The 508-nt window shown below is 64.0% G+C and carries 1 protein-coding gene; it reads left to right on the forward strand.

Features of this window, described 5'->3' with window-relative positions; translation table 11 throughout:
* Positions 1–303: 303 nt before the first annotated feature.
* Positions 304–508: VOC family protein (locus KCH87_RS48500; protein ID WP_282613097.1), on the forward strand; the 205-nt coding region annotated here is incomplete at its 3' end.

Below are 508 nucleotides of genomic sequence, written 5' to 3' on the forward strand. Positions count from 1 at the left end.
TCCTTCCAGCGCGCTCATGCCGAACCAACGAGCCACCAACCAGAAAGCCACGAGTTAATGATCTGCACGCCCTAACAACGGCTAACACAATGAAGTTGATCGGTGGCGATCGTGTGGCCGGGCGCGGCGTTGGGCGCCCCTAGCCGCCTGCGTACGTGGGGGTGCCTGACAGGGATGCTCCTCGCATGGCCTGTTGGCCAGTAGGCTCCGGGGATCAACTCCTGAACAGCAACCGTGGCGAAGCATCCGGGAGTACTCGCCGACATGCACGGACGACCCAGCCATGAGCCCAGTACCCCTCGTATGTCGAGACACGACTGGTGGGGCATCGTGCTTGAGGCGCCCGATCCACAGGCGCTGGCACGCTTCTACTCGGAGCTACTGGGCTGGGAGATCGCCAAGGAAGACTCAGACGGGGCAGCCATCGCGCCACCGGAAGGCGTGGCCTACATCGCCTTCCAGCTCTCAGACGGGTACGTTCCTCCGGTCTGGCCTGCCCAGGAGGGCG

Source organism: Streptomyces sp. GESEQ-35 (genome assembly GCF_017948485.1).
GTDB lineage: Bacteria > Actinomycetota > Actinomycetes > Streptomycetales > Streptomycetaceae > Streptomyces.